This window comes from Blautia glucerasea, from assembly GCF_020537505.1.
In the GTDB taxonomy this organism is placed as follows: domain Bacteria; phylum Bacillota; class Clostridia; order Lachnospirales; family Lachnospiraceae; genus Blautia_A.
On record NZ_JAJBMO010000002.1, the window covers coordinates 37,858 to 62,934 of the forward strand.

Below are 25,077 nucleotides of genomic sequence, written 5' to 3' on the forward strand. Positions count from 1 at the left end.
TAACATGACATATCTTACGGATTTTAATTATTGTATGCGATAACAACAAGAAAAGGACATAACTCAATCTGTGAGTCATGTCCTTATGTACTTTCTTTTGGTTTTACTGAATAATTTATAGCTGCAATATCATATCATCTGAGATTATAATGCTACTGCAATCTTATCCTGTAATGCATCTGGTAATTCTTCTTTATCAAGGGAAATACTAACAACTACAGAAATACCGTATTTTTCGCTAATCTTATCGAGCTGTCCGAGAGTATCTGTAACGTCTGCATCTTCCAGTTTGGATACTTTAAGGAAGCTGTCCAGATAAATCTGCTCAAGATCGTGATCCTGGGAGATAATACCACAGATAAAACCTACGAACTCATCTGCATTCTTCAATGGATAAGAGGAAACGTCGATCAGACGTACCTTATTGTTAAGCTCATACATGTGTTTGGTACTCTTGTCAAGATAAACAATGCTTCCGTTAGCTTCTTTCACTGCATTGTTTACTCTGTCTAAGAGCACTTTTGTTTTGCCTTTGCCTTTCTTTCCTACGATCAGTTCAACCATGATGTTTTCCTCCTTAGACAATATGATATTAAATTTTTACCAAAAACCTTGTTTAATATGTCTCATATTATAGTATAATTTTTCTAAAAACACAAGAGTTTTTTTAATATTTCTGTCTATTTTTCTCAATTGTGGCTACGATTCCGGATTCCTTGTAAAATATCACAGGAACAACACAAGTCAGGCAAACACCTCTAACAGACCGTATTATCTCCCCCTCAGTTAATGTTCTGCAACAAAGAAGACATCTGCTGATAAAGCTCATCCTTGGTGGCAGCTCCCATTACAATGGAAATATAGGGTTTTCCGTAGGCATTCTGACTGAGCAGGGCCAGGCAGTTTCCTGCATTGTCTGTGGTACCGGTTTTGCCACCTAAAATAGTCACATTCTTTGGCGGGGTAGCTTCTCCGGTAAGATAGTGATCGGTAGCAGTTAAAGTAGTGCTTGCACTGCTTCCATCAGCATGTGTGTACTCTACCGTATAAGATCCTAGCTGGGTGATATTGGTAAATTCCGGATAATTCAAAGCCTCCTTTAACATCAGATATATGTCATAAGGAGTGGTATAATGATTCTCATCCTGCAGACCGTGGGGATTGGTAAAATGAGTTCCTGTGCAGCCCAGCTCCTGTGCATAGCTGTTCATCATCTCCACAAACCCTTCTGTAGAACCACCTACATGCTCTGCAATGGCTGCAGCAGCATCATTGCCGGAATACACCAGAAGACAGTGTAGAAGCTGATCCATGGTAACCTGGTCTCCTTCCCAGAAACCACAGACCTGGGAACCTTCTTCCAGATTCAGGTTCTCCTGTGTAATCGTCACTACGTCATCCATATTCCCATATTTCAGAGCAAGCATAGCGGTCATGATCTTGGTGATACTTGCCGGATACACTTTCTGAAGAGCCTGTTTTGAATAAAGGACTTTTCGGTCATCCAGATCCAGAAGAAGCCCTTTCTGTTCTTCCCCAAGGGATACTCCATCCATAGGAACATCTGATACCACCACGCATAAATTCTTGGCGAATCCATCTGCTCTAAGATTGTCGGAATCTGTTAGCCCTCCGGAAAATTCTTTGGATGCGGTGTATGGCTCATCCAATTTGCCAAAAATGCTTCCACTTCGAAGCAGGTAAATTGCTCCGATTCCCACACCACCTAGTATGATTAGAAGCAGAAGCAAAAGAATGGTATTTTTTATTCTCCACCTTCTTGCTTTGCGGTATTTTGCAGACTTGCGCCTGGAACTGTTCTTCTTTGCGGCTGTCATAAGTATTCCTCTTTCTTATCGATTTCTTTTTTCTTAAGTTCTTTATTATAAGCACTGCTCTGCAGACCTACATTCATCACCAGTCCCATACCGATAAACAGACTGACAAGAGAAGTCAGACCATAACTTACAAATGGAAGGGGTGTACCTGTATTCGGTGCCAGTCCTGTGGCAACACAGATATTCAGGAAACTCTGTATCGCCACAATACTGCCAATTCCACAGCAGACTATTTTTCCTGCAAGGTCCTTTGCACGCAGACTCATCCGGATACATTCCACCGAAATCAGCAATAGCAAAACAATCAAAGTGATACATCCTATGAATCCGTACTCTTCTCCTGCAACTGCAAAAATAAAGTCAGTCTGGTTCTCTGCAACAAAGTTTCCTGCATTTACGGAAGAAACCTGATCATCCCCTGAAAGCTTCTTTCCCACCAGCTCTCCAGAAGCAATTGCAGTTTTGGAGTTATTCTGCTGTTCAATATCATCCTGATACTCCTCATTTTCTGGATAAAGGAATGACATAATACGCTGTCTCTGGTAATCCTTGATCAGTGTCTGATCTGGCTGCACAACAATGGACAAAAATATAATAAGCAGCGGAACAGCGATCAGGATCGCACCCCCAATGATCTTATAACTCAATCCGGCCACATACAGAAGAATACAGAAAATGATGGTTACTGTAATGGTATTCTTCATATCAGGCTGTGCATAGATCAACGCCAGCGGAACAGCCAAAAGAAGTACAGACTCTGCCAGTATCTTAAAGGTATTGATATCATCCTCGTGATCCATGAAAAACTTAGCGAAAAACAAAATAATAATGATCTTGGAAAGCTCTGTAGGCTGAAAACGGAAGCCTCCAATGTCCAGCCATCTGGAGGCACCACCAGCCTCACTTCCGAACAAACGCACACCAATAAGCATAAGCAGATTAAAGCCATACATAATCCACTGGAAATTCAATATCCAGGAATAATCCATTAAGGACAGGATCACAAGGATCACAAGTCCCATCACCACCCCCAAAAGCTGTTTGTTTCTTAAATCCGGTGAAGCGCTGGCCACCAGCTGTACTCCAAACAGACTGATCGCAGTCAGGAGAATTACCAGTTTAAAATTGTAAAAACGAAGCTTATACTGTTTAATCATAAATTTATCTGTCCTTTTTCGTTATCACCGGAATATATGCCATCAAAACCGGCGGTTCCTGTGATATCTGTATTTTTACTTTATTCTCCTCTATGGTTACATACTTTTTTACTGTATGTACCAGATCACTTTTTAACATTTTCATCATCTGTGGAGAGCACTCTATGCGTTCCGAGATCAGGAGCAGTTTCATCCTGTCACGGGCATATCCTGCCGAACGCCTTTTATCGTGAAAAAAAGGTTTCATGCAAAATCCCTCCGTTTTCGATTATTTGTTTACATAACATTATTATTGACAACTATACATTTCATAATCTATTTCCAGCAGATATCTGGCAGTGTGGCGAAATCTCATTTAATGTCTTTTAAACAATCTTGAGAACATACTTTTCTTCTGTTTGATCTCTACAAAAGGCACATCCTCTCCCATAAGTCTTTTGCAGATATTGCGGTATTCTTCCTCTGCCTGGGAATTCTTTCCGGAAAGCGGCTCTCCCTGGTTGGTGGCTACTACGATCTGCTCATCATCCAAAAGAGTTCCAATCAGGTCCACTGCCAGAATCTCTGTCACATCATCAACAGACATCATATCTCCCCTGGCAATCATATCCGGCCGCAGCCTGTTAATGATCAGATGAATATCCCGAAGATCATTTGCCTCCAGAAGACCAATGATACGGTCCGCGTCACGGATCGCGGACACCTCCGGAGTTGTCACTACAAGAGCCTTATCCGCACCTGCAATGGCATTTTTGAATCCCTGTTCGATTCCGGCTGGGCAATCCAGCAGAATATAATCAAACTCTTCCCGAAGATCATCTGTTAATTTGATCATCTGTTCCGGAGATACTGCTGTTTTATCCTTCGTCTGTGCTGAGGGCAGCAAATACAGTTCCGGATGACGCTTATCCTTGATCAGGGCCTGTTTCATGCGGCAGCTTCCATTTACCACATCCACCAGATTATATACGATCCGGTTCTCCAGTCCAAGCACAACATCCAGATTGCGAAGACCAATATCGGTATCCACAACTACTGTTTTCTTACCCATCATAGCCAATCCGGTTCCTATATTGGCAACGGTAGTAGTTTTTCCTACACCGCCTTTTCCGGATGTAATGACAATGACTTCACCCATTTCTTCTGATTCCTCCTAAACAAAATGTTCCAAAATTCTGGTATTTCTCTTATGGATATGCCTGCCAGGGCACTCCTGGCAGGCATAAACAGTATTAGTCATTCGATACATCACTGGTATCTGTGGAAGCAACACCGGTGAGAATAGAATCTTTATCCGCAAGATTGTACATATATTTAAAAATATCATTAGCAACCAGACATGCATTACCAGAACTGTAACCATTGGCAATACGGATTGCTATGGCATACTCTGGATCGGACGCAGGTGCGTATCCAATAAAAAGTCCATGGTTTGGATGGCGAAGATCCAGCTCAGCTGTACCGGTCTTACCTGCCACTTCTATACCAAGGCCATCAAACTGTGTATGTGTCTGAATTACACGGCGCATACCATCATGGATCACATCCCAGATATTAGAAGAAATGTCTGCCACATCCTGAATCTCTGGTTCATATTCCTGGATCACTTCACCTTTTGGATTGCTTACCTTGTCCAAAAGCGTCAGCTTGAAAATATTGCCGGAGGTAGCCATCACAGTAGCATAACGTGCAAGCTCTGTGGTTGTAAACAGGTTATTTCCCTGTCCCATATAGGATGGAACTGCTTTCGCATCTGATACCTTGGGAGATGCTTCGGAAAGCTCGATTCCTGTTTTCTGGTCCAGACCGATCAAAGAAGCATATTCCTGAAGTTTGCTTAAGCTCTGTACCTCAGAAAATTCATTATCCCCAACTTTTCCAAGCTGGAAACCGATCATGTTAAAGAAATAGTTACAGGACTGTTCAATAGCTGTACGGATATCAAGCCCCCCGTGACCATTCTTATCCCAACAGTTAATAGGCGGATCCACATAATCAAAGGTTCCGGTACATTCAATATAAGTATTCTCGTCAATAACCCCTTCTTCCATACCGGCAATGGTGGAAAGAAGCTTCAGGGTAGAACCAGGCGCTGTAGTCTGCTGGGTAGCCTTATTAAAGAACGGACTAGACTGGTCAAGTGCCAGCTTCGCATAATACTCTGTATCCATGTCGTTAGTCAGACGGTTATTGTCATATCCCGGATAGGAAACCAGAGCTACTACATCTCCTGTCTTTACATCTACCACTACTGCCGAAGCAGAACATGGCATCAATGCCAGCTGTGCAGGCTCAATCTCAAGGGTATAGATCTTGTTGATCATGAAATCATACGCCCCGATCGCGCCGGAAGCCAGACTCTCATATACGCCATCGTTCTTGTCCAGCACTCCCTGCTCGTAAAGGACAAGGCAGATCTCCTGACCGGAAATGGTATCTCCGAGGAGCATGTACTTATACAAAAGCTTGGAGAATCCGGTATCTGTGCTGAGATAATCAATAATATAGGCTGTCAAAGCCTGGTAGATTTCTTCTGAATCCAGATATTCTCCCTCTGGTGAAAAGCTGCTGATGTCAATCCAGCCCTGACTTGTAGCATAAGTCAGATAATCCTTCAGACTGACGCTCTCATCCGTTGTCCATGCCTTATAGGTGGCATCTGAAGTATCTATTGCATCTCTGGAAATAATTCCCAGAGTATCCCTAAGAAGATCATTACAGATGTAGGAAAGATATTCCTGGGTTTCCTCATCCTCATCCTTGTAGGCAGGTGGATTGGATCCATTCAGCTTCTTGCTTATTGTATCAAAAACACTCTGCTGCTTTTGTTGAAATTTGGCATATAAATTTTTTTCTACGTCAGAAGCATCTTCATTACTGAATTTGTTAATATCAATGACACTATTGGAGATCAACGCATTATATACATCATAGATTGGAATACGGATCTGGCTGGCATCGGTAACACTGGAATAGTCAAAGGTCTTCACAGCATCAATTTTCGTCAGAAGCACACCGGCAACACGCTGCTTCAGGATCTGATAAATTGCAGACTGCCAGTCTGTATCAACGGTAATCTGCACATCATTTCCTGCAACAGGCTCCACTTTGGTATCTTCATCAATTTTCAGGACTTTTCCCAGGTTATCTACAGAAACGGTCTCTTTACCGTCTGTTCCCTGAAGAGTCAGCTCCATATACTGCTCAATTCCCGCTTTACCCACAACTGCATCATTGGAATAATCTGGATTTTGCTTGCGAAGCTCTGTCAGCTCTTCGGAAGAAGCCTTCCCTGTATACCCCAGGATCGGCGCCATGCTTTCATCGTCAATGTACTGACGGATGGAATCCTCTACAACGTCAATTCCTTGAAGGCCAGTCTTATTCTCCATGATCGCAGCAACAGATTCCTCACTTACATTTGTAGCAATGGTAACCTGCATGTATTTCTTAAAGCTGTTGGTATTCAGTTCATAACGGATGGTAGCAATGTCCAGCATTTCCTGCCTGGTGAGGGTAAGTGGCAGACCGTGAGCGGTCAGCTCCTCCTCTGTGTACGCTCCGTCTCCGCTTAATACAATAGAAAATTTATCAGAGCCTGTAAGAAACTCCATCATCTGGGCAGCCGTTGCATTTTTTTGCTCCTCTGTCAGATTATCGATCAATGCCTCTCCATAAATATCTGCACGAAAACGGTTCAGGGTAAAGCCTTCTGCAACATCAAAGGCATATTCCCCATTGTTGTCAACAACAATATGAAAAGAATGGGTAATATCATCTCCATTGCGGTGCAGGATCTGCAGCACCTGGTACGCCACACCATTTAAAGTCAGGTTCTTTTCCCTGGTGGAAGTGTAGGTTCCATTATCCTCCAGCGTCAGGGAATAGGACAGCACATTGGAAGCCAGAATTTCACCGTTCCGGTCCAGAATATTTCCACGGGTGCTCTTGATCACGCGCTCTTTCGTTGTCCTCGCCTGAAATTTGCTGATATAATCCTGCCCCTGGATAATCTGAAGATCAAACAGTCTGCGGACCAGGATCACGGACATTACCACAAATGCCAGAATCAGAACCGATGTTCGTTTTAAACTAATTTTCTTAAAAATTCGCTTTATTTTAGTACCCAAATTGACTCACTTTCTTTCCTGGTTATGTTCATGTAGTGATAGTTAATGTGGCGGAAAATCCGATATACAATCAAGGTAATAAATACCGTATAAAACATTTCCGGTATGATGATCCGGTAGAGATAAATCCGTAGTCCCAGCCTTCCCCTTAAAAGGAACTGAAGTCCATAAACCGATAAATTATATAAAAGGTCTGCGATTGCCGTAAGAAACATGGGGACCTTCACGTCATCATCATAATAAATTTTGTGTGCATACCCGCTCAGATAACCAATATACATATAGATCAAAGCATAAAATCCAAACACGGATCCAAAAAACAGATCCACAAAGAGTCCTGAGAAAAAGCCTGTCCACAAACCACTTTTGCGCCCCCGCATAAGGCCCATGGAAACGCACAGGACCAGCATCAGGTTGGGAGTTACTGATCCAATGGAAATCAGATTCATTACGGTACACTGCAGAAGAAAACATATCACAATGGTAAGAAAAAATACGATCTTACTCTTCATCTGCACCCTCCTGTCCATCTATGGCAGCGCTGCTGTCCTGGGAAGTACCATCACTGGAGCTGCCGCTGCCAGATGCACTTTCTGTGACAGCTGTTCCCTCTATCATATCCTGCTTATTCACGGTAATGACAAACACATCCTTCAGATGAAGAAAATCTACAGGCGTCACAATGGTACCAGTCTTAGTCAGGTTATTGCTGTCTACCTGTACTTCGCTGACATAACCGATAAAAAGTCCTTCTACAAATTTTTCACTGATATTGGAAGTAACAATACGTTCTCCTACAGTTACTTTATTTTCCTGATCGTAGAGCTGCTCAAAGCGGAGTTTTCCCTCATCAATCAGTTCCAGATCACCATTTACGATACAATTGTCAGAGGTGCTCACCGTCATGGCACTGACACTACTGTTGTCATCAATTATGGAACGCACAGTCGCCCAGGAGGAGCCAACCTCTGTTACAATTCCTACCAGGCCCTTTCCTGCGATTACGTTGTTGTCAACACGGATTCCGTCATTTGATCCTTTATTGATCATAAACGTATCATACCAGTTTCCCGGATCCTTGGAAATGATGGTCGCAGCTACCTTGGGATAGTCCTCATAGGTCTGATCCAGATTATAAAGCTCTTTTAATCTCTGGTATTCTCCCTGATCCTGGATCAGCTTGTTGTTTTGTGTGGTCAGACTGTCCAGTTCTGCCTTCAGTTCTTCATTTTCGAAAAGCAGATCCTGCTTGTCCTTAAAGCTGTCACTTACAGAACGGACCATGGATCCGATCTTTTCAATGCTTTTTTCAAATGGAACTATGACAATTCCGGCAGTCTCCTGCAAAGGAGCTGTGGAAATCCCCGATGCAAAGGTGGCTACAATGCAGCTCAAGCAGAAAAGAGTCATAATTGCCAGCAAATGCTTACTTTTCAGATTTATTCGAAACCGAAATTTTTTCTTAAGGTTTTTCATGGAATAGCACCCCTAAAAAATTTATAATTTTCTTTGTTTGATCGGCTGAGCCCACTTGCGAAGGTCTTTGTTATGGATGACCTCCTCAAGCCCCTTCACTGCGGAAGTCTCATAAAGCTCCGACAGATTAAAGGAATATCCCGTATAACCTGCCAGATATGTATCAATGTGTGGAATCCTGGTACTTCCTCCAGTGAGATAAATTCCTTCTTTCGCTATGTGATAGGAAATCTGTGGGGGAATACGCTCCAGGAAAACTTTCATCTGGGCACCGATCTCATTGACACAGTTCATGATCCCTGCATTTACCACATAAGCGGAAATAATCTCCTCCCGCGGAAGACCGGATACACTGTCGATTCCCACAACCTTACGTGCCTGCTTATGCTGGTCGGCAAGACGTCCCATTACCAGCTTCAGGCGCTTCCCGGTACGGGTACCGATCTGAAGATTATAGCGCTTGCGCACTTCGCTGCACACCGCCTCATTCATCTGACGTCCGCCAATGGGAATCTTCTTACTGATGATAATACGTCCACCTGTGATAATAGAGAAATTCGTGCTCTGGGCACCAATATTTACCACCATGCTGCCCGCATTATTCTCCAGATCCACCCCCATGGCGATCGCATCCGCAATGGGCGCTTCCACCATATAAACACGGTTCTTGCGAAGCCAGTGGCCGTTCGCCACCTGATAATAAGCCCTTTTCTCGATAGCAGTCATGTCCAGGGGAACGGCAAAATACATAACAGAGCCTATTCCTAAAATTTTATCAATTTTTCTCATCATACTGTAAAGTACAATTTCCTGCAGTTCCAGATTGGCTATCATACCAAAAGCCATCGGCGAACTTACGGAAATGTCAGATGGTGCTTTTTCAAACATTTCATACGCTTCGTTGCCCACGGCTATGATTTTGCGGTCTTTCGCCGCAATCATGTTCTTCTCAATGTAGCTTTTATTTCGAATCATGGAATAAACCTTGACGGAACTGCTTCCAAGGTCTATTCCATATGTTTTTTCAAACAGCATATATCTGTCCCTTCATCATTCTCCTACATAAAGGTGTCCTCACAGGATCAGTAGTCAAGCATTCCCTGTTCCCGGAAGCTTATATACTTCTGGTCGCCTATCACAATATGGTCCAGAAGCTTTACCCCAAGAAGCTCTCCGGATGTATAGACGCGCTCTGTAATTTCCCGGTCACATTCACTTGGCGTCGGATCACCGCTGGGATGATTGTGGACCAGTACCACAGCTACCGCATGATACTTAAGTGCCTCCATAAAAATCTCCCTTGGAGTGATCAATGTACCATTTACGGTTCCTCTGGAAATCGTTTCTTCCTTCAGAAGATGATTTCTTCCATCCAGCAGCATAACAATCAGCACCTCCTGTTCTTCGTGACGGAGATGTTCCATATAGTATTTCGCTATGGTGATGGGTTCATTGAAAGAAAGTCTTGGTCTGGCAACAGCAGACGCCATCCGCTTGGAAAGTTCCCCGATACATTTCAGCTGGACGGCTTTGACTTTCCCGATTCCGTTCACCTTCATCAGATCTGGAATGGACATATGTAAAAGTCCCAGAAGTCCCGGATATGAGGTATCTTTCGTAAGACTTAAGATTTGGTTGGCAAGTACAAGGGAGTTGGTTCCCTGTACGCCGCTTCTCAGGATCACTGCCAGAAGCTCACTGTCGCTGAGCACGGATGGTCCCCACTGCAGACATTTCTCATAAGGACGGGAGGACTCTGGCAATTCTCTGATTGTCTGTTTCATTTCATTCATTTATTTTACCTGCAGTTCTCCAGGGCTGACAGGTAGGATGCTGCCTGTATACCACAATAAACGGATTTCGCTTATTCCCCGGGGCAGACAGACAGTTTTACAACTTTTATCCTGCATTGTTCTTCACAATGCAGACTCATTTTAGCATAAAAAAGGAGAGATGTACACTCTCTCCTAAAAATTTCTAAACTTTTTAGAAATAGCTTCCGCTACTTTTATGCCGTCCATAGCAGCTGAAGTGATACCGCCTGCATAGCCAGCGCCCTCTCCACATGGATATATTCCCCCATAATTTGCCTCCAGAGATTCTTTATTCCGGACAATACGTACTGGGGAGGAAGTTCTGCTCTCCACACCGGACAACACAGCATCAGGCCGGTCAAAGCCTTTCATCTTCCTGCCGAATGCCAGAACCCCTTCCTCGATAGAGTCCCCGATCTCTTTTGGAAAAATACTGCGCACATCTCCCGGAGCATAAGCACCTTTGATACATGGATCCACTTTTCCCAGGGTTGTACTTGGTTTATGCTTCTGGTAATCTTCAAACAGCTGTACCGGAACCTTGCCATTTCCAGCCTTCCATGCCGCCCGTTCCAGGCTGCGCTGAAAGGCAACGCCGCCCAATGGACCTTCTTCTGGAAAATCTGCCGGTGTCACAGACACGATCAGTGCACTATTGGCATTGCGGCTGTCTCTGGCCTGGTAACTCATGCCATTTACAGCAAGCATTCCCTGTTCTGAGGAAGCATTTACCACATAGCCTCCCGGACACATACAGAAGGAATATACTCCACGGCCATTTTCACAGGTATGGGTAACCTTATATGCAGCAGCTCCAAGCCTTTCGTTTTCCTCTTCCCCATAAAGGGCCATGTTGATCATGGACTGTGGATGTTCCATACGCACACCCACGGCAAAGGATTTCGGCTCCATATAGATGCCCTTCTTTTCAAACATAAAGAAGGAATCTCTGGCACTGTGTCCAACAGCCAGCACACATACCTCTGCCGAAATCCGCTGTTCCCCATTCACTTCCACTTCTTTTAACTGGTCATTTTCAAAAAACAGGTTTGTGACTTTACTGCGGAATCGGAAGCTGCCACCCATTTCTTCAATCTCATGGCGAAGCTTTTCTACAACCCCAACCAGCACATCCGTACCAAGATGAGGCTTCTGCTGATAAATGATCTCCTCCGGAGCACCCGCCTGTACAAATCGTTTCAGGACTTCGTGATTTCTTCCGGAAGGATCTTTCACAAGGGTATTCAGCTTTCCATCGGAAAAAGTACCAGCGCCGCCTTCTCCGAACTGTACATTGGAATCTGGATCCAGAACTCCGTTTTTCCAGAAATTTTCCACAGTTTTCTGACGGACATGGGCTTCCTCTCCCCGTTCCAGAACAAAAGGACGATATCCGGCTTTTGCCAGATACCATGCGCAGAAAATTCCAGCCGGACCGCTTCCTACGATCACTGGAGGATGCTTCAGCCGGGCTTCCCCAGGCTGTGGAAATTTATATTCTTTTTTCTCGGTTAACGTAATATTATTATCGTGAACCTTTCGGACAATCTTACTCTCTAGATTTTTTTCCTGCAAAGCCACATCCACTGTGTATACAAATTTCTTGTCATCTTTATGACGGCAATCCAGGGACTGCTTCACAATTTCGTAAGTAAAGCTCTCATTTTTCAGGCGCAGCGCCTTGTGAATCTTGTGGCTTAGCTCTTCCTGGGTATGATTGATTGAAAGCTTCAGCTGGGTAATTCGGATCATGTTGTTCTCCTTTTTTCCGGATTGCATATATGTAACATCTGGTAATTGCAACTGTTCAGTGCCTTCAAAGTTATACGCTTGGCGGAATACTGCCGCTGAATAGTTACTGATCATTTTACTTTTAAGTATTTTTCTGCTGTCTGGCAGCATTGATTCCTGCCACATAACCGCTGGACCATGCCCACTGCAAATTGTAACCACCGCATTTTCCATCTACATCCAGAAGTTCTCCAGCAAAATATAAGCCTGGATTTTTTCTGGATTCCAGAGTCCTTTTGTCAACCGACCTGGTATCAACACCACCGGAGCACACCTGGGCCTGCTCGAAAGACTGATAGCCAGTTACTCTAAGTGAATAGCTGAAGATAGCTTCCTCCAGGTTCTTTGCTGCCAAAAGCACCTTGGCTAGCTTGTCTGGGAAGAGTCCGGTCAGAAATTCCTTTTTGCCTTTATATGGACAATTTTCCTTCCGCATTTTCAAAAATGTATTCAGCTGCTCCCTGGAAAATTCCGGCAGAAAATTCAGGTTCAATATCACATTCTTCCCTTGTTTCAGTGCACGGATTCCGTAGCGGCTGACCTGAAATACCGGAATTCCAGATACGCCATAATCCGTAAGCTGCAGTTCGCCTGTTTCTTCTGCCGTCTTTTTCCCATCCACAAGTAAGGTGGCTCTGCCCTCTGTACGAACCCCTGCCCAGCCGGAAAAACCGGTATTCCTGCATTTCAGGGCTGTCAAAGCCGGAAGAGGCTCTATGATCTTATGTCCTAATGCAGCAGCCAGCTCATAGCCGCTGCCATCGGAACCAGAAATTGCAGATGCTTTGGAACCATTTGCCAGGATCACGGCATCTCCTTCATATGTCCAGCCTTCCACCTGGATTTTCCAGATATCCGTTTCCCGAAAAACGCGCTGCACTTTCTGGTTGGTCTTAATCTTAACTCCAAGATTTCGGGCTTCCATACATAATACTTCTGCAACACTTGCGGCCTGCCCGCTGTGAGGATACAAATACCCGTTATTTTTATTCACAGGATAAATTCCAAGTCTTGTAAAAAAAGCTACGGTAGCTTCCACAGGAAACCGTTTCAGAGCCTCCTGCCAGAAATCTGGATTTTCGCCCCGGTAAGCATCCGCCTGCTCCTGGATATTGGTAAAATTACATTTGCCGTTTCCGGTGACACAAATCTTTTTCCCTGGTTTTTCGTTTTGTTCCAATAAGGTTACGGCTGCTCCATTTTGGGCAGCTGCAATGGCAGCCATCAGGCCGGATGCTCCGCCGCCAACTATGATCACACGTTTTTTTTCCATATTTTTCACGGTAATTTCACTAAATCCTGCTCTACAAGTTTCTGTAAAGACATCATGACACCAAGTTTTGCATGCTCCCAGGTAAGTCCCCCCTGGAAATATACAGCGTACGGCTCTTTTACCGGTCCATCTGCTGAAAGCTCAATAGAAGATCCCTGCACAAATGCACCTGCTGCCATAATGACCTGGCTGTCATAGCCTGGCATATCCCATGGTTCCGGATCCACATAACTGTCAACCGGGGCAGCAGCCTGAATACCTTTACAGAATGCGATCAGTCTTTCCGGACTGTTTAAGGTCACAGCCTGGATAATATCCTGTCTTGGCTCTGTCGAGTTGGGAACCACATCAAATCCAAGCTTCTCATAAATATTGGCTGCAAAAACAGCGCCCTTCAACGCTCCCTTGGTTACCATAGGAGCAAGGAAAAATCCCTGGTAGAAGGAACGGTTTACTCCAAGAGAAGCACCAACCTCTGCTCCAAGTCCCGGACAGGTCATACGGTAGGAAGCATTTTCCACACATTCTCTGGTTCCGGCAATATAACCGCCGATAGGAGCAAGTCCGCCGCCTGGGTTTTTGATCAGGGAACCAACTATCATATCCGCTCCAACATCACTTGGCTCGATGGTATCCACAAATTCGCCATAGCAATTGTCTACCATACAGATCACATCTGGCTTAATGCTCTTTACAAAGGCAATCAGCTCACCGATCTGCTTCACGGAAAAGGATGGACGGGTCATATAGCCTTTGGAACGCTGGATCTCCACCAGCTTTGTTTTTTCGTTGATGGCTTTGCGGATATTTTCATAATCGAAGGTGCCATCCTCCAGAAGATCTACCTGACGGTAAGTAACCCCATATTCTGCAAGAGATCCCTTAGAAGGACGGATGCCGATCACCTCTTCAAGAGTGTCGTATGGTTTTCCTGCCGGTGCCAGCATTTCGTCTCCTGGGCGCAGATTTCCAAAAAGGGCAATGGCAAGGGCGTGGGTTCCACAGGCAATCTGTGGACGCACCAGACAAGCCTCTGTATGGAAGGTATCTGCATATACTTTTTCCAGAGTGTCACGGCCATAATCGTTGTAGCCGTATCCGGAAGAAGAGCCGAAGCACTCCTCACTGACACGGTTTTTCTGCATTGCCAGAAGAACCTTCATCTGGTTGTATTCCGCAGTTTTATCAAACTGTTCAAAACGCTCCTTTAAGGATTCCTCTATTTCATGGCAAAAATCGTAAACCTGGGAAGAAATTCCCAGCTGCTGATATAGTTCTTTCATAATAATTCTTTCCGTCTGTCTGACGGTATTCCTCCATTTTTTGTGTTAGCTAAGCATTCCCTTTTCGCGGCAAATGCCCAGCATATACTCCAGCATTTTTTCCTCGTTATACCCGAACTCATCTTTATTCACCCACACTGTTTCCGGCTCTCTGCGGAACCAGGTGAGCTGGCGTTTGGCAAAGTGCCGGGTGTCGCGCTTCAAGATCCGCACAGCCTCTTCCAGCGGCATTTCTCCATCCAGATAGGCCAGAATTTCTTTATACCCAAGGCCCTGCATGGAAACCATACCTCTGTGACAACCCATGTCCTTCAGCTTCTGGATTTCTGCCACAAGACCGCTGGCCATCATTTCATCCACCCGCTTATCAATGCGTTTATATAAAAGCTCCCGGGGTGCATTCAGCACAAAGTATGCCAGATTATAGGGGCTGGTCCGTTCCTGCTGCTCCTCATTGTGTGCGGAAATAGGGCTATGGTTCTGATGATAAAATTCCAGCGCGCGGATTACACGCTTCGTGTTGTTTTCGTGAATCGCTTCGGCACTTTTGGGATCCACCTCTGCCAGCATCTGATGAAGATATGCGGCACCCTTTTCCAGGGCAAGTGCCTCCAGACCGGCCCGGTATCCGTCATCCTGCCCGGCCTGGGTAAAATCAATGTTTCTGGTCACCGCCTGAATATAAAAGCCGGTTCCCCCCACCAGAATGGGAATGTGTCCCTTGACGTAAATCTTTTCCATGGCATCCTTTGCCATCTGTTGGAAACGCACAATGTGAAATTCTTCCTCTGGCATCAGCTCATCCACCAGGTAATGGGGAACTCCCTGCATTTCTTCTGGCATGATCTTCGCAGAGCCAATATCCATATATTTATAAACCTGCATAGAATCTGCAGATATGATCTCCCCGCCAACTGCTTTTGCCAGGGAAATAGACAGTTTGGTTTTTCCCACAGCGGTTGGACCGGTGAGAACAATAAGAGGTTTTTTCATAATCTCTCCTAAACTAAACACTTCAATTTCTTCATCGTTACAGATTTCACGAAGCACTTTCTGCAAAGCAGTTACACAATTCGCTTAAATTTCTTCTCAATTTCCGTCTTCGTCATGGCAATGATCGTCGGACGTCCATGGGGACAATTATATGGATTGTCCAGGGTGAGAAGCTCGTCGATCAGTCTGTCTGCTTCCAAGGCGGACATCTGGTGATTTCCCTTGACCGCGGATTTGCAGGCCATAGTAGCAAGTCTCGCTGTGAAAAGATCAAATGCATCCTTCGAGCCTTCGCTGCCCAGACTATCCAGCATTTCCAGAAACAGTTCTTCTTCGTGGAAGCCGTACAGATTGGTTGGAACTGCACTGATACAGTATTCCCGTCCGCCAAAGGGTTCAATCTCAAAACCATATTTTGTAAAATATTCTTCATTGGCTTTTAATTTCGCCTGTTCGTCCATGTTCAGGGTTACTACAAGAGGCGGATTTAAATACTGGGATTCAATAGACTGTTCTTTAAAACGCTTTACAAAACGCTCATAGTTTACTTTTTCATGGGCAGCATGCTGGTCAATAATATAAAACTGGTTTTCAAATTCTACCAGCCAGTACGTGTCAAACAGCTGTCCGATCAGCTTGTGGCGGCTTCTGGATTCCGGGGCAAGAAGCTTCTCCTGGAAAAGTTCCAGCTGCCGGGGCGGTTTCTCTTTATTTTGTACTGTGTTCCCAGTATCTTCATGTTGCAATTGCGTTCCCTGTACATCCATGTCCTGCCGAATCGCCTGTGCTGAATTCTCACCATAAGGCTGTACCCCTTCTAATTCTTTTGGTTCAAATTCAGTATCCGATGATTCTGTATTCCCTGCCGCAGATAAAGCGGAAGCTTGATTTCCAGCCTCTCCTGCGCTCTTTGCAGCAGCTTTCTCATCCGCTTCCACAGCAGCCTTCAAAGTTCCTGCAAAAAGAGCATCCTCTTCTTTGCTGAACGTTTTGGGCTGATAAACTGCCTGTTCCCGGAGCATATTGCCTGCCTGAAAATTGGAAGTGCTGCTGTAATTTCCAGTTTTACCCGCATTCTGGTAAAATGAATTTCCAGTCTGTGCAGAACCATTTCCGTTCACATTTCCACGGCCAAACTCCATTCTCCTGCTTTTCTCAAAAGGCTCCGGAACTGCACCGCGGCTCACTGCTGCCGTCTTTGATTCCTGCTCTTCTTTTCCAACCGAAACAACCGGGATCAGCTCTCTATGGAGAAGCGCATTGTGCACCGCCTCATAAATGGCATCATAAACCTCAGCACCTCTTGCAAAACGGACCTCCAGTTTTCGGGGATGAACGTTTACATCCAGATCATTTCCCGTCATCTGAATCTGTAAAGACACAAAGGGGAATTTATGCTGCATCACAAAGCCCTTATATGCGTCTTCAATGGCCTTTGTAATAATATTATTCTTCACAAATCTGCCATTTACATAGTAATTCTCAAAACTCCGGTTTCCTCTGGAAACCTCCGGCTTACCGGCATATCCCTCAATTTTCATAAAATCATTTTCGTAGGAAACCTCCAGAAGCGCTTTTGCCATATCTCTGCCATATACATTGTAGATCACATCTTTTACATTGTAATTGCCAGAGGTATGCAGCTTCACTTGTTTGTTCTGAATATATTTAAACGAAATTTCCGGATGGGAAAGAGCCAGCTGTTCCATCATGATTCCAATATAGTTGGCCTCTGAGGAATCGGATTTCAGGAATTTACTCCGGGCCGGTGTATTATAGAAAAGGTTCCGCACCAGGAACGTCGTTCCATCTGGTGCTCCCATTTCCTCAAGGCTCTGCTCTACGCCGCCTTCGATCACGTAACGCACACCGCTGATGGCAGAAGGTGTCTTTGTGATCAGTTCCACCTGGGAAACTGCGGCAATACTGGACAAAGCCTCACCACGAAATCCCAGTGAGGCTATGTTTTCCAGATCTTCTACTTTTTCAATTTTGCTGGTGGCGTGGCTTAAGAATGCTGTAGGTACCTGAGCAGCCTCAATTCCCCCTCCGTTGTCTGTAATACGGATCAGCTTCTTTCCCCCATCTGTAATCTCTACAGTTACGGCGGTAGCACCAGCGTCAATGGAGTTTTCTACAAGCTCCTTTACAACAGAAGAAGGACGCTCCACCACCTCACCTGCTGCAATTTTATCAATGGTATGTTTGTCTAAAACTGCGATTTTTCTCAAGTTTTTCTCTCCATATAAAAGCAGGCTGACTGCTGCTGTTTGACAGGCTTTTCCCATAAACAGCAGCTACCAATCACCATCTGTTCTTTATCTTATTCTGAAGATTGTACAAAGTATTTAAAGCTTCCATCGGAGTCAGATTCCCAATGTCAATGCTTTTCAGTTCTTCAATAATATCATTATCCTGCACAGTGTCAAATAAAGACATCTGTGCCATATCCATCTCGACCTTTGGCTTCTTCTTTGGAGAAGCAAGGTCCTTTACCGCAGCCGTTATGTCTGCATCACTTAACTCTTCAACCAGTTCTTTCGCACGATTGATCACAGAATCCGGCACACCTGCCAGCTTCGCCACCTGTATTCCGTAGCTCTTGTCGGCACCGCCCTGTACGATCTTGCGGAGAAAAACAATGTCGTCCCCTTTTTCTTTTACGGCAATGCAGTAGTTGGTAACTCCGGAAAGCTTTCCCTCCAGCTCTGTCAGCTCGTGATAATGAGTGGCAAACAAGGTCTTCGCACCGCAGAGCCTGGTATTGCTGATATGCTCGATCACCGCCCAGGCAATGGCAAGTCCGTCAAAGGTACTGGTTCCGCGGCCGATTTCATCCAGGATCAGCAGACTCTTTGCAGTGGCATTTCGAAGGATGTTGGCCACCTCGGTCATTTCTACCATAAAGGTACTCTGTCCGCTGGCCAGGTCGTCGGATGCACCCACACGGGTAAAGATCCTGTCTACAATTCCCACCGTAGCTTTATCCGCCGGGACAAAGCTTCCGATCTGCGCCATCAGAACGATCAGCGCCGTCTGACGCATGTAGGTGGATTTACCTGCCATGTTTGGACCGGTGATAATGGAAATCCGTTTCTTATTGCTGTCCAGATATGTATCGTTGGCGATGAACATGTCATTGTCGATCATCTGCTCTACAACCGGATGGCGGCCGCCTTTGATGTCGATCACGCCGCCTTCGTTTACCTTCGGGCGTACATAATGATTCCGTTCCGCCACAAGAGCCAGGGATGCAAATACATCAAGACCAGCAATTGCCTTGGCTGTACGCTGGATCCGTACGACTTCTTCCCCAACCTTATCACGGACATCGGAAAACAGCTGATATTCCAGGGCATAGAGCTTATCCTCTGCTCCAAGAATCATGTTCTCAAGATTTTTCAGTTCCTCGGTAATATAACGCTCTGCATTGGTAAGTGTCTGCTTGCGGATGTAGTTCTCCGGTACCAGATCCTTGAATGTATTGGTAACCTCAAGGGCGTAGCCGAATACACGGTTGTATTTGATTTTCAGGGATTTGATTCCGGTACGCTCCCGTTCCTTTGTTTCAAGCTCTGTGAGCCATTTTTTTCCGTCGGTACGGGCGCTGCGGAATTTATCTACGTCTTCGTTAAAGCCTTCACGGATAATGCCTCCGTCCTTCTGGGCAAGGGGAGGTTCATCTACAATGGCCCGCTTGATCAGATCTGTAATATCTTCAAGGCTGTCCATTTCCTCATAAACTTCCTTCAAGATGGGAGCCTGAAAATCTTTCAGAACCTGTTTGATATAAGGAATCATTTCCAGGGAAGAAGCAAATGCTACCATATCCCTAGGATTGGCAGATTTGAAGCTGATACGGCTGACAAGACGCTCCAGGTCATAAACAGGATTGAGATATTCCCGGATCTCATCGCGGAGCATTGGCTTCTCATTTAATTCTTCAAGAGCTTCCAGTCTGCGGTTGATCTCCAGGGCATCGATCAGAGGCTGTTCTACAAAGGAACGAAGGGTACGGGCCCCCATGGCTGTCTTGGTCTTATCCAGTACCCAGAGGAGGGAGCCTCTTTTCTGCTTCTCCCGAAGAGTTTCTACCAGTTCCAGATTCCGGCGGCTGGAGCTGTCGATGAGCATATAACGTTCAGCTGTGTATGGACGGATCGCCGTCATCTGGGAAAGAGCCGTTTTCTGTGTTTCCTTAAGATACAAAAACAGCGCTCCGGCAGCAATGATTCCACTGTCATAATCGCTGATTCCAAGGCCTTCCAGATTGGTTACATGGAAGTGTTCTTTTAATTCCTTCCTGCAGGTATCGTCGTCAAAATACCAGGCGTCCAATGAGAAAATACAGATTCCAAGGCGTTCTTTTAAGTCATCTGTGTCAACACCGCTCATAAAAAAGGAGTCATTACATATGATCTCAGCCGGACCAAATTTGTTGATCTCATCAACCAGCTTCTGACTGTTTGGGACTTCTGTAAGAAAGCAGTCACCTGTGGTAATATCCGCTATGGCACAACCGAAATGATCTGCTATGGAGACGATTGACATCAGGTAATTGTTCTTGGATTCATCCAATGAGGTGGCATCCAGGGTAGTTCCTGGAGTAACCACACGGATAACTTCACGTTTTACAAGCCCTTTTGCCTTCTTGGGATCCTCCACCTGTTCACAGATTGCAACCTTATGTCCACGCTCGATCAGACGGTTGATGTAAGTATCGGCTGCATGGAAGGGGATTCCGCACATAGGTGCACGCTCTTCCAGACCGCAATCCTTACCCGTAAGCGTAAGCTCCAATTCCTTAGACACCAAAAGCGCATCATCAAAAAACATTTCATAGAAGTCCCCGAGCCTGTAAAAAAGGATAGCATCCTTGTAGTTCTCCTTCGTTTTACAATACTCCTGCATCATGGGTGATAGTTTCATGGTTTGCGCTGAAACCCTTAATTTATGCGGGTTTGAAGCACCTGAAATAGTAGTTTGACCCCCATTTGACCCCCGGTTAGTATTTTGTATGTTATCAGTAGTATTCTTCATAATTTTCCTTTATTCTTTTTCTGGCACCGCCGGAACTTTTCCCTCATCGTATTTTGCAGCAAATTTTCTAAATTCATCTGCCACATAATCCTGTTCCAGATGTGTATAATAGTTCGTCATATTTACGCTTGTATGTCCCACAATCTTACTCACCGTAAATGGAGACATATTAGACTCATTCAGTTTGGTGACGAACGTATGCCGAAATTTATGGGGATATACCTCATAAAGACGAGGTTCCCTATTTTCTTTTTCAGCTAATTCGATCTCTTTTTTTTCAATTATGCTTATAATACGTGAACATTCCGCGTTTGCATATTGAGGAAGAAAAACCCCTCCTGGTTGTGTTGTGAATACAAGATCCGGAAAATCTTTGAGGAAAGGATTTTCCTTTCCCCATGATGATCCGCTTTTTTCTTTATCCGCAATCTGCTTTTTCTCCCAAGAGTGAAATGCCAATTCAACACCCTCTGTCATAGGAATCCAACGATAACTTGCCTTTTTCTTAGGCGTCGTTATCTGTTTAACTGACTCTGGTTTTTCTAATCGATTTTTTCCTTCATCAAAATAAATCGTCGTTCTATTCAGTGTTTTATATACACGAATTCGATGACATTCAAAATCAATATCAGACCAGCAAAGTGCTGTAATTTCGCCAATACGCATTCCAGTATTCAAAATAATATAAAATAGTTCATAATATCTCGTGTTTTTTGCTGCATCAAGAAATGTTTTAATTTCCTCTGGTTGAAGTATTTTGCTTTCATCCTCCAATATTGGATCAACTGTTACTTTTTCGGATTTTTCTATTGCAATCCCTTTACAGGGATTCATTGGAATCATTTGATTATCTACCGCACTTTGAAGTAATTGCTTTACAATTGATAAAGTATGGACAACTGATGATTCCGCATAGCCATCGCTTTGCATTCCTTCAACCATATTGTAGATATGAGAAGGTGTGAGGCAATCAAGCCTCACAGAGCCAATAAAATCTGCACCCCGCTCAAATCCATCTACATATCCACGAACCGTATTAGCTTTAATTCGCCCAATTTTGTAAAGTTTCATCCATACATCAAACCATTCAGAAACTTTATATTTTTTCGCTTTATCATTATAACCCAGAATGTATTTTGCTTTTTCCAGATCACGTTTTTTCTTTAGTTTTGCCAAATTTCTATCATATAAATATTTGGGTTTCGGGGAACCGGGTATATAATATTTGGCTTGATAACGTCCGTCCTTCCTTTGCGAAAGTCCACTTCCTAATTCTTTGCCTTTCAAAGATTTTCCCATACTGTATTCATCCTTTCCAGGCCAGATTTCAAGTACATCAGAATATTAACACGTTCTAAAAAAATATTCAAGTGTCCTGTTCCTCCAACCAGTGTTCAAATTTTTTTCTGTGTACAAGTGTTCTGCGCCCAATTCGGACGCAGAAATCATTTTCAGCCATTATAGTACGAACTGTTTTTTCAGATAACCCAGTTAATTCACAGGTTTCTTTTACTGAAAGAAGAAGTTTCCCATTTTCCTCCTTTATATCGTTCTTTTTTCTCATACCTACATTTCCTTTCACATATCAAATTCAACTACTACAATGTACCTTTCTCCCGTAATGCCAATATTTTTTCTATTGCTTCCTGTCTTGTTATGCCTTCTCTTTTGGCTTTTATTGGTGTTAGTATATAACCATAGACATAAAAAGTTGAACAGCCTATAATAATCATAATAATGTAAAGGAGCTGTTCAACATGGCAAAAAACCAAAAGAAGTACACACAAGAGTTTAAGCAACAAATTGTGGATTTGTACAATACAGGAAATTACTCATTTCCTCAGTTATCAAGTGAATATGGCGTAGCAAAGTCAACTATCTTAAACTGGGTAAGAAATCTAAGTCCTATCCAGGTTTCTGAGACAGGAAAAAGGGCTTATCATCTTTGATAGAGCCGGCCCAACAAGCATGGTATTACATTTTGCGATTTTGCATATGAAAAAGGAATCAATGAACTCTTCATTGACTCCTTTGATGATTACATCACACAAATTGAAATACCGATTAAAACTTAATATTAGTCAGTATAATTCTGTATATGACATCCCTCAAAAATCGACAGCCTAATGGTATCAATAATTCTTATAGCAGTGTTTCTATAATATATTAAAAGCCTCTTTGTCCGCTTAAGAGTTTAATCTTACAAAGAAAATGCTAAATCATAAGCCTCCCAGATTGCTGTTTTCAAATTTCCAACCTTTTTAACATCGCCGACTATATGAATATTCGTTTTCCCCTGTTGTGTTCCGCCGTCAACAAGCCTCGTGTCTGGCATATAACCACAGCTCATTATCACGTCGTCGCATTCCAACTGTATTGTCTTTTCCGCTGTCTCAATAACAATTCCATTTTCAATGATTTCTAAGAGCTTTGCGTTTTTATAAATAGGAACTTCATAATACCGCAATAAGTCTCTCATACAACTGGAGTTTGCCATGCAGAGTCCCTTGGTCTTTAAAATATCGTCTGCCATTTCCACAATAACCGGTCGTTTTCCTTTCAGCACAAGGTCATAGGCAATCTCGCAGCCCGTCAAACCTCCGCCGATTACAGCGACGTCCTTTCCTACTTTTCTCCCCAGCAGATATTCCGTTGCTTCAATAGCTTTTTCCTGTCCCGGAACATCTAGCTTTCTAGGTTTTGCGCCCGTAGCAATGATAATTTCATCTTCTGTCAGCTCAGCCAGAGTTGTAATTTCACAGTTGTATTCCACTTTAATCGGCAGGCTTTCTATTTCTTGTTGAATCCATCTTATAAATTCTTTATCTTTTTCTTTGAATTCAGGTGCTGCTGCAGCATTAAACACACCACAGAGCCGGTCACTCTTTTCATAAATAGTTACCTCATGACCTCGTATTGCCGCAATTCGGGCTACAGTCATCCCAGCGATACCCCCGCCGATGACCGCAATACTTTTCGTTACAGCTGCTTTTTTCTCAAAATCATATTTCTGCTCACAGAATGTCCTAGGGTTCAACGCACAATGCCCTTGTGTTTTTCCATCCTCTTCATCGATTTCACAGCCAACGCCTTCATAATGATAAATCGGAAGACATGCATTATGACATGCAATGCAAGGAAGAATGTCACTAAATTTCTCCTGTTCCAGTTTTACAATATATTCCGGATCCGCCAGGAACTGACGTCCGATTCCCATAGCATCCAGTTTTCCTTCTGATATAGATGCTGAAGCTTCATCCGGCTGCATTCTTCCTGCACATACCACAGGAATTTCTACCACTTCTTTTAATCGTGTCACCTCCGCCATGTTACAGTTTAAAGGCATATATACAGGCGGATGCGCCCAGTACCATGAATCGTAAGTCCCATTGTCCGCATTAAGCATATCATATCCTGCATCCTGAAGATATTTTGCGGCTTTCAGCCCTTCCTCAAGATCTCTGCCGGCTTCTGTAAATTTCTCACCATAAACTGCCCCGATACCAAAGCCGATTGTCTTACTGGTTACGGAATACCGAAGGGATACAGGGAATGTGTCACCGCACTGTCGCTTAATCTCCTCTACAACTTCTTTCGCAAACCTGTAGCGGTTATCAAAAGTCCCCCCATACTGATCTGTTCTCCGATTCGTATACTTCGTTGTAAACTGATCCAGCAGATAGCCTTCATGCACGGCATGCACTTCCACACCGTCAAACCCTGTCTCCATACAAAGTTTGGCTGTCTTACCATAGGCATCCACATACTCAAGAATTTCTCCTTCCGTCAGTGGTCTATGTATAATTTCTGGAAGCCAACGGTTAGGCAGTTCACTAGGGGCTACAAGAAGATTATCCCAGTCAAACATGGACTTTTGTCCGGTTTCCTTCTCTTTTTCATAAAGTTCCTTTAATGCCAGCGGCATGGTAAATGTTCGTCCCCATCCTGCACCAATCTGCAAAAACACTTTTGCACCGTAACTATGAATTTCTGCTAAAAGCGGCTTTAGTCCTTCGAATATTTCTTTCTGCTCATAAAGCCACTGTTTCCCCACCATACTACGCAGAGTAACCATTCCGGGAATAATTAAACCTACATGATTCTTTGCACGCTCCACATAATAATCATAGATATCCTCACCAATTTTAAAAATAGGTAAGCAGTCTATCATGTTTGTACCTTCCATTGGTTCCAAAACAAAACGGTTTTTAATCATTACCGTTCCAATTTTAAATGGTTCAAATAAAATTTCGTGTTCTTTTTTCATTTTTTGAACATCCTT

20 protein-coding genes are annotated in these 25,077 nt (G+C 44.0%); 1 reads left to right on the forward strand and 19 read right to left on the reverse strand.

Annotation, left to right across the window (positions count from 1 at the left end):
• Positions 1-144: 144 nt before the first annotated feature.
• From LIQ05_RS01665 to LIQ05_RS01750, 18 genes are all read right to left on the reverse strand, one after another.
• Positions 145-564: a twitching motility protein PilT gene (locus LIQ05_RS01665; protein ID WP_226818105.1), complete on the reverse strand. Its 420-nt coding sequence runs from the start codon at positions 562-564 to the stop codon at positions 145-147.
• A 218-nt stretch (positions 565-782) separates the two neighbouring features.
• Positions 783-1,838 (reverse strand): D-alanyl-D-alanine carboxypeptidase family protein, encoded by a 1,056-nt coding sequence (locus tag LIQ05_RS01670; RefSeq protein WP_226818107.1) that lies wholly within the window; start codon positions 1,836-1,838, stop codon positions 783-785.
• Complete coding sequence (locus LIQ05_RS01675) at positions 1,835-2,995, reverse strand: FtsW/RodA/SpoVE family cell cycle protein (RefSeq protein WP_226818109.1); 1,161 nt, start codon at positions 2,993-2,995, stop codon at positions 1,835-1,837. The genes LIQ05_RS01670 and LIQ05_RS01675 overlap by 4 nt, the downstream gene beginning before the upstream one ends.
• Before the next feature lie 4 nt (positions 2,996-2,999).
• Complete coding sequence (gene minE, locus LIQ05_RS01680) at positions 3,000-3,242, reverse strand: cell division topological specificity factor MinE (RefSeq protein WP_226818111.1); 243 nt, start codon at positions 3,240-3,242, stop codon at positions 3,000-3,002.
• A 108-nt stretch (positions 3,243-3,350) separates the two neighbouring features.
• Positions 3,351-4,133 carry a septum site-determining protein MinD gene (gene minD / locus LIQ05_RS01685; protein WP_226818113.1) on the reverse strand — a complete coding sequence of 261 codons (783 nt, stop codon included), beginning with the start codon at positions 4,131-4,133 and terminating at the stop codon, positions 3,351-3,353.
• A gap of 94 nt (positions 4,134-4,227) precedes the next feature.
• Positions 4,228-7,125, reverse strand: coding sequence for a penicillin-binding transpeptidase domain-containing protein (locus tag LIQ05_RS01690; RefSeq protein WP_226818114.1), 2,898 nt, complete (start codon positions 7,123-7,125; stop codon positions 4,228-4,230).
• Positions 7,110-7,637: a rod shape-determining protein MreD gene (mreD, locus tag LIQ05_RS01695; RefSeq protein WP_226818116.1), complete on the reverse strand. Its 528-nt coding sequence runs from the start codon at positions 7,635-7,637 to the stop codon at positions 7,110-7,112. Before mreD ends, LIQ05_RS01690 begins: the two co-directional genes overlap by 16 nt.
• Positions 7,627-8,601, reverse strand: coding sequence for a rod shape-determining protein MreC (gene mreC / locus LIQ05_RS01700; protein WP_226818118.1), 975 nt, complete (start codon positions 8,599-8,601; stop codon positions 7,627-7,629). Before mreC ends, mreD begins: the two co-directional genes overlap by 11 nt.
• A 21-nt stretch (positions 8,602-8,622) precedes the next feature.
• Positions 8,623-9,636: a rod shape-determining protein gene (locus LIQ05_RS01705; protein WP_226818120.1), complete on the reverse strand. Its 1,014-nt coding sequence runs from the start codon at positions 9,634-9,636 to the stop codon at positions 8,623-8,625.
• 47 nt (positions 9,637-9,683) lie between these two features.
• Positions 9,684-10,385, reverse strand: coding sequence for a RadC family protein (radC, locus tag LIQ05_RS01710; protein WP_226818504.1), 702 nt, complete (start codon positions 10,383-10,385; stop codon positions 9,684-9,686).
• 183 nt (positions 10,386-10,568) lie between these two features.
• The gene (locus LIQ05_RS01715) at positions 10,569-12,167 is read right to left on the reverse strand and encodes an NAD(P)/FAD-dependent oxidoreductase (protein ID WP_226818122.1); all 1,599 of its coding nucleotides are present in this window, start codon (positions 12,165-12,167) and stop codon (positions 10,569-10,571) included.
• Positions 12,168-12,288: 121 nt separating this feature from the next.
• Positions 12,289-13,479, reverse strand: a complete 1,191-nt coding sequence (locus tag LIQ05_RS01720) for an NAD(P)/FAD-dependent oxidoreductase (RefSeq protein WP_226818124.1) — start codon at positions 13,477-13,479, stop codon at positions 12,289-12,291.
• 5 nt (positions 13,480-13,484) lie between these two features.
• Positions 13,485-14,762, reverse strand: coding sequence for an aminotransferase class I/II-fold pyridoxal phosphate-dependent enzyme (locus LIQ05_RS01725; protein WP_226818126.1), 1,278 nt, complete (start codon positions 14,760-14,762; stop codon positions 13,485-13,487).
• A 45-nt stretch (positions 14,763-14,807) separates the two neighbouring features.
• Positions 14,808-15,755 carry a tRNA (adenosine(37)-N6)-dimethylallyltransferase MiaA gene (miaA, locus tag LIQ05_RS01730; RefSeq protein WP_226818128.1) on the reverse strand — a complete coding sequence of 316 codons (948 nt, stop codon included), beginning with the start codon at positions 15,753-15,755 and terminating at the stop codon, positions 14,808-14,810.
• Between the two features lie 71 nt (positions 15,756-15,826).
• The gene (gene mutL, locus LIQ05_RS01735) at positions 15,827-17,986 is read right to left on the reverse strand and encodes a DNA mismatch repair endonuclease MutL (protein WP_226818130.1); all 2,160 of its coding nucleotides are present in this window, start codon (positions 17,984-17,986) and stop codon (positions 15,827-15,829) included.
• Between the two features lie 73 nt (positions 17,987-18,059).
• Complete coding sequence (gene mutS / locus LIQ05_RS01740) at positions 18,060-20,669, reverse strand: DNA mismatch repair protein MutS (protein WP_226818132.1); 2,610 nt, start codon at positions 20,667-20,669, stop codon at positions 18,060-18,062.
• A gap of 135 nt (positions 20,670-20,804) precedes the next feature.
• Positions 20,805-22,094: a tyrosine-type recombinase/integrase gene (locus LIQ05_RS01745; RefSeq protein WP_226818134.1), complete on the reverse strand. Its 1,290-nt coding sequence runs from the start codon at positions 22,092-22,094 to the stop codon at positions 20,805-20,807.
• A 67-nt stretch (positions 22,095-22,161) separates the two neighbouring features.
• Positions 22,162-22,359, reverse strand: coding sequence for a helix-turn-helix domain-containing protein (locus tag LIQ05_RS01750; RefSeq protein ID WP_117854336.1), 198 nt, complete (start codon positions 22,357-22,359; stop codon positions 22,162-22,164).
• A 193-nt stretch (positions 22,360-22,552) separates the two neighbouring features.
• Between LIQ05_RS01750 and LIQ05_RS01755 the strand changes: the two genes are divergently transcribed.
• On the forward strand, positions 22,553-22,744 hold the full coding sequence (locus LIQ05_RS01755) for a transposase (protein ID WP_226818136.1): 192 nt from the start codon (positions 22,553-22,555) through the stop codon (positions 22,742-22,744).
• Between the two features lie 251 nt (positions 22,745-22,995).
• Here the strand turns inward: LIQ05_RS01755 and LIQ05_RS01760 are convergent, their stop codons facing one another.
• Positions 22,996-25,062: an FAD-dependent oxidoreductase gene (locus LIQ05_RS01760; RefSeq protein ID WP_117854335.1), complete on the reverse strand. Its 2,067-nt coding sequence runs from the start codon at positions 25,060-25,062 to the stop codon at positions 22,996-22,998.
• Between the last annotated feature and the right edge of the window lie 15 nt (positions 25,063-25,077).

Bases quoted from the DNA above. Each gene is read 5' to 3' on its own strand.
- LIQ05_RS01760 (WP_117854335.1), bottom strand. From the start codon at position 25,062: ATGAAAAAAGAACACGAAATTTTATTTGAACCATTTAAAATTGGAACG.
- LIQ05_RS01670 (WP_226818107.1), bottom strand. From the start codon at position 1,838: ATGACAGCCGCAAAGAAGAACAGTTCCAGGCGCAAGTCTGCAAAATAC.
- LIQ05_RS01725 (WP_226818126.1), bottom strand. From the start codon at position 14,762: ATGAAAGAACTATATCAGCAGCTGGGAATTTCTTCCCAGGTTTACGAT.
- LIQ05_RS01705 (WP_226818120.1), bottom strand. From the start codon at position 9,636: ATGCTGTTTGAAAAAACATATGGAATAGACCTTGGAAGCAGTTCCGTC.
- minE (WP_226818111.1), bottom strand. From the start codon at position 3,242: ATGAAACCTTTTTTTCACGATAAAAGGCGTTCGGCAGGATATGCCCGT.
- LIQ05_RS01755 (WP_226818136.1), top strand. From the start codon at position 22,553: ATGGCAAAAAACCAAAAGAAGTACACACAAGAGTTTAAGCAACAAATT.
- minD (WP_226818113.1), bottom strand. From the start codon at position 4,133: ATGGGTGAAGTCATTGTCATTACATCCGGAAAAGGCGGTGTAGGAAAA.
- LIQ05_RS01665 (WP_226818105.1), bottom strand. From the start codon at position 564: ATGGTTGAACTGATCGTAGGAAAGAAAGGCAAAGGCAAAACAAAAGTG.
- LIQ05_RS01720 (WP_226818124.1), bottom strand. From the start codon at position 13,479: ATGGAAAAAAAACGTGTGATCATAGTTGGCGGCGGAGCATCCGGCCTG.
- miaA (WP_226818128.1), bottom strand. From the start codon at position 15,755: ATGAAAAAACCTCTTATTGTTCTCACCGGTCCAACCGCTGTGGGAAAA.
- LIQ05_RS01675 (WP_226818109.1), bottom strand. From the start codon at position 2,995: ATGATTAAACAGTATAAGCTTCGTTTTTACAATTTTAAACTGGTAATT.
- mutS (WP_226818132.1), bottom strand. From the start codon at position 20,669: ATGATGCAGGAGTATTGTAAAACGAAGGAGAACTACAAGGATGCTATC.
- LIQ05_RS01750 (WP_117854336.1), bottom strand. From the start codon at position 22,359: ATGAGAAAAAAGAACGATATAAAGGAGGAAAATGGGAAACTTCTTCTT.
- LIQ05_RS01715 (WP_226818122.1), bottom strand. From the start codon at position 12,167: ATGATCCGAATTACCCAGCTGAAGCTTTCAATCAATCATACCCAGGAA.
- mreD (WP_226818116.1), bottom strand. From the start codon at position 7,637: ATGAAGAGTAAGATCGTATTTTTTCTTACCATTGTGATATGTTTTCTT.
- radC (WP_226818504.1), bottom strand. From the start codon at position 10,385: ATGAAACAGACAATCAGAGAATTGCCAGAGTCCTCCCGTCCTTATGAG.
- LIQ05_RS01745 (WP_226818134.1), bottom strand. From the start codon at position 22,094: ATGGGAAAATCTTTGAAAGGCAAAGAATTAGGAAGTGGACTTTCGCAA.
- mreC (WP_226818118.1), bottom strand. From the start codon at position 8,601: ATGAAAAACCTTAAGAAAAAATTTCGGTTTCGAATAAATCTGAAAAGT.